The 4,970-nt window shown below is 37.9% G+C and carries 6 protein-coding genes; all 6 read right to left on the bottom strand.

Going from position 1 to position 4,970, the window contains the following annotated elements; genetic code table 11:
• Positions 1 to 156 precede the first annotated feature (156 nt).
• Genes RMY63_RS41070 through RMY63_RS41045 form a run of 6 tightly spaced genes read right to left on the bottom strand, consistent with a single transcriptional unit; the run spans position 157 to position 4,907 of the window.
• The gene (locus RMY63_RS41070; RefSeq protein ID WP_322734170.1) at positions 157 to 351 is read right to left on the bottom strand and encodes a hypothetical protein; all 195 of its coding nucleotides are present in this window, start codon (positions 349 to 351) and stop codon (positions 157 to 159) included.
• 35 nt (positions 352 to 386) lie between these two features.
• On the bottom strand, positions 387 to 866 hold the full coding sequence (locus tag RMY63_RS41065) for an ATP-binding protein (protein WP_322734169.1): 480 nt from the start codon (positions 864 to 866) through the stop codon (positions 387 to 389).
• 33 nt (positions 867 to 899) lie between these two features.
• Positions 900 to 1,358 carry a hypothetical protein gene (locus RMY63_RS41060; protein WP_322734168.1) on the bottom strand — a complete coding sequence of 153 codons (459 nt, stop codon included), beginning with the start codon at positions 1,356 to 1,358 and terminating at the stop codon, positions 900 to 902.
• The gene (locus RMY63_RS41055; protein ID WP_322734172.1) at positions 1,348 to 3,528 is read right to left on the bottom strand and encodes a DNA translocase FtsK; all 2,181 of its coding nucleotides are present in this window, start codon (positions 3,526 to 3,528) and stop codon (positions 1,348 to 1,350) included. The genes RMY63_RS41060 and RMY63_RS41055 overlap by 11 nt, the downstream gene beginning before the upstream one ends.
• A 9-nt stretch (positions 3,529 to 3,537) precedes the next feature.
• A complete protein-coding gene (locus RMY63_RS41050) occupies positions 3,538 to 4,365 on the bottom strand; it encodes a lysozyme (protein WP_322734171.1) in 828 nt (275 codons plus the stop codon).
• Positions 4,366 to 4,391: 26 nt separating this feature from the next.
• The gene (locus RMY63_RS41045) at positions 4,392 to 4,907 is read right to left on the bottom strand and encodes a M23 family metallopeptidase (RefSeq protein WP_322734167.1); all 516 of its coding nucleotides are present in this window, start codon (positions 4,905 to 4,907) and stop codon (positions 4,392 to 4,394) included.
• Positions 4,908 to 4,970 lie beyond the last annotated feature (63 nt).

Below are 4,970 nucleotides of genomic sequence, written 5' to 3'. Positions count from 1 at the left end.
CAATATCCCTTATTTCTATTTTTCCTCTGCCTAGAGTGACAAAAGAGGGTTAATTACTCTCGCCCCGGCAAGGATTGGGATTTACTGAGAACTACACTACTAACCTACCCCTTACTCTATTAACAACTCCAAAACTATTTAATAGATTCGTACTGGTTAATTTTCAGTCTCGGTAGTAGTTTCATCCTCAATGGTGATAGCAAGAGTCGAACTTGCTTTATTGCTTAAACCAACATTCCACCCGAAGTGGATATCACCAAAAAACGATACAGCACTTACGGCAGCTATGAGGTACATCACCAAATCTGAAAGCTTTGATAGGAGAGGACAAGGAGAAAAACTGTATTGCATAATAGCCGGAAGCGCTGTATCTAAAAGCCATATATCTACTGTCCAAAAGTCCAAGTATTAGTTTCGTTCAATTCCAATTTTTTAAAATAGTTAGCAAAACCTGAAAAATGGAAATATTCTAGCGGCATCCGAGATATTAATAGTAAAGAAAAATTTTCTAGTTGAGCTAACTGTTGTAATCGAAATAAGTCGTCGATAAAACTATCGCTAACAAAGTGTAATCTATCAAAATTATCTATCACCAGCAGTTTATTATAACCATCAGATAATTTGCTTATGATATTTTGCCAATCCTGCTGGTAGTAAAAGCTGAAGCTAATAGGAATAACTTTGAATAGATGATCCACACTAAAAGGATATTCAAGATTGAGGTAAACAGACTCTAAGTTAATATCCTTGAGTAAACAGTTTTTAACAGTAAGAGTCTTACCAATATTTTGCTTGCCCCATAGGTTAATATTTTTACCTGCATTTACCTGATCGATTAACTGACAGTAGTCTTTATAACGTAACATTATGTCATCCTTTAAATCCAATATATCTAAAAATTAAGTTAACAGTAAATATGTGATTTTTTGGCTGTGCTTCTCTAAGCTGTTTCGGGAAAATTGGTTAGATACAATAAAATTATCTAACAGAAAATCAGGTGATTGTGAAAGTCTCAACAGCACACCATCATCACCACTACTGCGATGATAATAATGAACTACAGGTGATTGGATAACTGTCAAGTTATCGTTACGGATTGCTTGTCCTGTAACCAGACCATCCATGATAAATTTGGCGGCAGCAGCTACATTATCGCTATCTCGTCCAAAATTTTTGAGATACCAATGAAATTCAATCCAAACTGCACCATCCAAACAAAAATCACATTCTCTAACAAATTCACCAATTAAGTTTGTCCAGTACTTCTTAAGTTCAGCACTAGCTTGCCAACTCGACCGTGCCTGGTTGATAATTTCGTTCATACAAGGGGGTAAAGGCATGGTCAGTTCAAATATCATCTTCACCGCCACCTTTCAAGCTATTTAAAAAATCCTCAACAACATTTCTAAATTTCTTGTACGATCTACCATTTTGACGGGATAAATTGAATACCGCTTTGACAATTTCATCAAGTTGATAACCCTTTTGATGCAAATTCAAAATTGAGTTTCTTGCTTCCTCGTCAAGCTGTACCTTAAAGTTAAAACTGCCCTCAAAATCAGTTTTGGACTGTTTAGTTTTAGTAACAGCAGTAGTTTTAGATTTACCTATGTCCTTACTATTGCGCTCGCCGTACAAACTAGCGACAAATTCATCAAAGTCCAACCCAGACTGCCAAGCTGTGTAGGGGTCGTTTTGATTTTTAGCTTCTAGGAGTAATTGCTGGAAGTATTCAGGGTCTTCATCGTCAGCTACATAAAGCGCCTGGAGTCGCAGCACTTCAGTCGTTTTGTACAAGAAATCTCCGTATCCCAGTAAATAAACTGCACGTTTGTCTTTATCGTCTCCAAGGATAATACAACTGTCTTCAGGGCGAGTCGTAACAAAGGCTGTCTTGGCTGGAAAGTTTGAGCGAATCAACGGATCAATCACGTTTTTATCAGGCCGTTGCGTGTACAACAGTACATGAATCCCTGCACCACCCGCTTTTGCAAGCAACTTCATCAGCGCAGTCTCAATGCGATCGCAGTAGTTATCATCGGAAAGTAGATCAAAACACTCGTCAATCAGGCAAATCACTCGCGGCATGACAAAATCAGGTGCAAACCGCATGTTGTACTGTGCGATCGTTTCAATACTGCTGTGGCGCTCAAATTCTTGGTAGCGCAATTCCATTTCTTCTACCAAGTAATCAAGCAAGTTAGCGGTAGACTCTGCATAACGCGCAACTGGGGCAACAAGATGGGGTAGCCCATCAAATTTACCAAAGGTCACGCGCTTAACATCCGAAAGCGCTAATCGAACAACAGAAGGTGGATACTGCCGCACTAAATATAAGATTGCTGCTTTCTCAAATTGCGACTTCCCACCCCGCGTTCGTCCACCACCCAAGATATGGGTTACGTTGTCGCTATAAAGTGGAATTTCGACATAGGTGCCATCTACATCAACACCACCAGGAATAGATACAGAATGAATGTCAGGTTCACTGTCAAAAGTAAAATGATCGCGGAAATAAGCAAATTGTCTATCTAATCGGGGTATGTCAAATACAACTCCTCCAGGCACTACACTCACCATTGGTGCAAATTTCAAGCCTAACTCTTCACCAAGCTGCTGCACTAAGTCATTACCAATGTCTTCTACTTTCTTGTAACTAACACCCCGTCCCAGTTTTACCCTAATACGGTTAAAAGTGGGGCCATTTTTGGCATCAACATACTTAGCATTAATATTAAAATCTTCTAACGTATCAACTAATAACTTCCCTGCCTGCAACATAGTTAAATTTTGTGAAGTAGCAATCTCATTTGCACCAGTATTTCTATCTAAATATTTAGGCTCTTTTAAAATAATTGAGCCATCACCTGTCAGTTTTAAATCTAATGGCTTACCTATGGCACGCGCGACAAGCACTGCCGTTCGGTAACAATAGTTTTTAATGCATTTATCTCTAGATTTACTAGCTAAATCAGTAAAATAACTAGTTTCTTTATTGCTCAAAAATAAATTATAAAGATTTTCCTGAACTACTTCATATCCAATCTGCTTAAAATAAATATTTTTGATTGATTCAACGTATTCAAATAAAGATTCAATTGGTGATATGTTAACTATCTCAATCATCTTATGATATACGTTATTTTGCTCCCACTGTGATGGCATCCGATTGATATGAATATATTCAAGTGCGTAACGTACAAACTCGTACTGGTTTAAAGTACAGTGTTCTGCACATATTGATAATATTTCTTCATCGTTTGTACCTGCAATTACTGATTCGTATATTACCTGAAATAAAAATTCTAAGTTAAATTCAACAACTGGACGTGATAATTTTGCTCTAAAATCAATCTGTTGTAGAATAGTTTCAGCATAATAAACCATTGGGGAAGGTAAAGCTTCCCGTATATTCTCTATAATCTCTTCATTGCCCGAACCATCTTGTTTGGCCTGTAAAATTGCAGTCAAAAGCTGTTTTTTTTGAAATTCAATATTACCATTAGTGTCATTGTATGGTAATAACATCAATGATTTTTACCTCCTAGAAATTTCAAACTTTTGTAATTGCTGCTGATAGTAAATTCTTAGTTTATCGATTGATTTAGCATTTTGGTTGTAATTATTACAAGGAAACGAAGCCCAAATTCTACCTACTTTGCATATCGCAGTATCAAACCTTCCTGCTTCAATGTCACTTAAAGCATTATTACGACGAATATATTCAATTGCCATCTTGTCCTGAGAAGCTGGACTAAAATCTTTTAAGTTTAACTTTGGCTGAAGGTCATACCAACTTATATCCAACATTTGATAAGCACCAGCCGCAGTCGAACAAACATTTTTACCATTAATAGGAGCGCACTGTTTCTTTAACGGGTGTGTAGAAAAATCATTAAAAGTTCCCTTAAATACTAACTTGCGATAACTTTCTGGCTCACTGGTTCCTGTTTCTGCCCAACGAATTGTTGCTAAAAAAGCACTCAAACGTGGTGAATAAGGATGTGGTGAGTAATCTCTTGCACTAACTCTTCTTTTTAAACTATTTGACGACAATGAATAAACATTAGTACTTTGAGAAATTGAAAAATAAATTCCCAAAGTAATTAAGGAAGCAGTTGACAAATGAATGGGTTGAAAACGGGATATCAATTGATGACGAGGACTGAAAACCAATCCTACTAAACCACCAACGATAAACCCAAATTTCCAACTATCAACTGCCTTACCGAAACTACGCACTTGGCAAACACTATCCGCACCCCTTGATACCAATCCACATGGCAGTGAAGCTACTCCATAAGAAAATGCAACAGAGCAGGCTGCACCAACTACACCTGATATAAAAATCGGTACAATTTGCATTTCTTTTGCCAATAGCTAAATAACTTTCAACGGGTTGCTAAATATTCGCGTAAATAAGGACGGGGGTTCTGTGTTACACCATTAACGTGAACTTCAAAATGCAAATGCGGCCCCGTGGAAAAGCCCGTACTACCTACTGCTGCAATCATCTGCCCACGGACAACAAGTTGTCCTTGCTGTACATACAGCTGACTGGCATGACCGTACAGAGTAGATAAACTTCCCTGATGCTGAATAATAACTGCTTTGCCATAACCACCCTTGTCGCCTGCAAAAACTACTCGACCAGCATCAATCGCATAAATTGGCGTACCCTTTACTGCACCAAAATCAATCCCCGCGTGAAACTTGCGATCGCCTGTAATTGGGTGTATCCGCCAACCAAACTCACTAGTTACAGGAGTACCAGCCGCAGTAGGAAAGGCAATTCGACCATTATTTAAAACCTGATTACTACTAATAGTTTTTGGTAATATTAGACCTTGGAGAGATTTAACTAACAGTTGAGATTCAATCCATCCAGAAACCTGGGGAATGACCATAGCTGCAATTCGCGAATTTCTCACAAACAATAAAAAATCAATTTATATGGACTGATGTTAGAC

Source organism: Nostoc sp. ChiQUE01b (genome assembly GCF_034531255.1).
Taxonomy (GTDB): Bacteria; Cyanobacteriota; Cyanobacteriia; order Cyanobacteriales; family Nostocaceae; genus Nostoc.
The sequence above is the reverse complement of the archived record's forward strand: the minus strand, read 5'-3'. Positions and strand labels throughout refer to the sequence as shown.

Bases quoted from the DNA above. Each gene is read 5' to 3' on its own strand.
- RMY63_RS41070 (WP_322734170.1), bottom strand. From the start codon at position 351: ATGCAATACAGTTTTTCTCCTTGTCCTCTCCTATCAAAGCTTTCAGAT.
- RMY63_RS41065 (WP_322734169.1), bottom strand. From the start codon at position 866: ATGTTACGTTATAAAGACTACTGTCAGTTAATCGATCAGGTAAATGCA.
- RMY63_RS41060 (WP_322734168.1), bottom strand. From the start codon at position 1,358: ATGATATTTGAACTGACCATGCCTTTACCCCCTTGTATGAACGAAATT.
- RMY63_RS41055 (WP_322734172.1), bottom strand. From the start codon at position 3,528: ATGTTATTACCATACAATGACACTAATGGTAATATTGAATTTCAAAAA.
- RMY63_RS41050 (WP_322734171.1), bottom strand. From the start codon at position 4,365: ATGCAAATTGTACCGATTTTTATATCAGGTGTAGTTGGTGCAGCCTGC.
- RMY63_RS41045 (WP_322734167.1), bottom strand. From the start codon at position 4,907: ATGGTCATTCCCCAGGTTTCTGGATGGATTGAATCTCAACTGTTAGTT.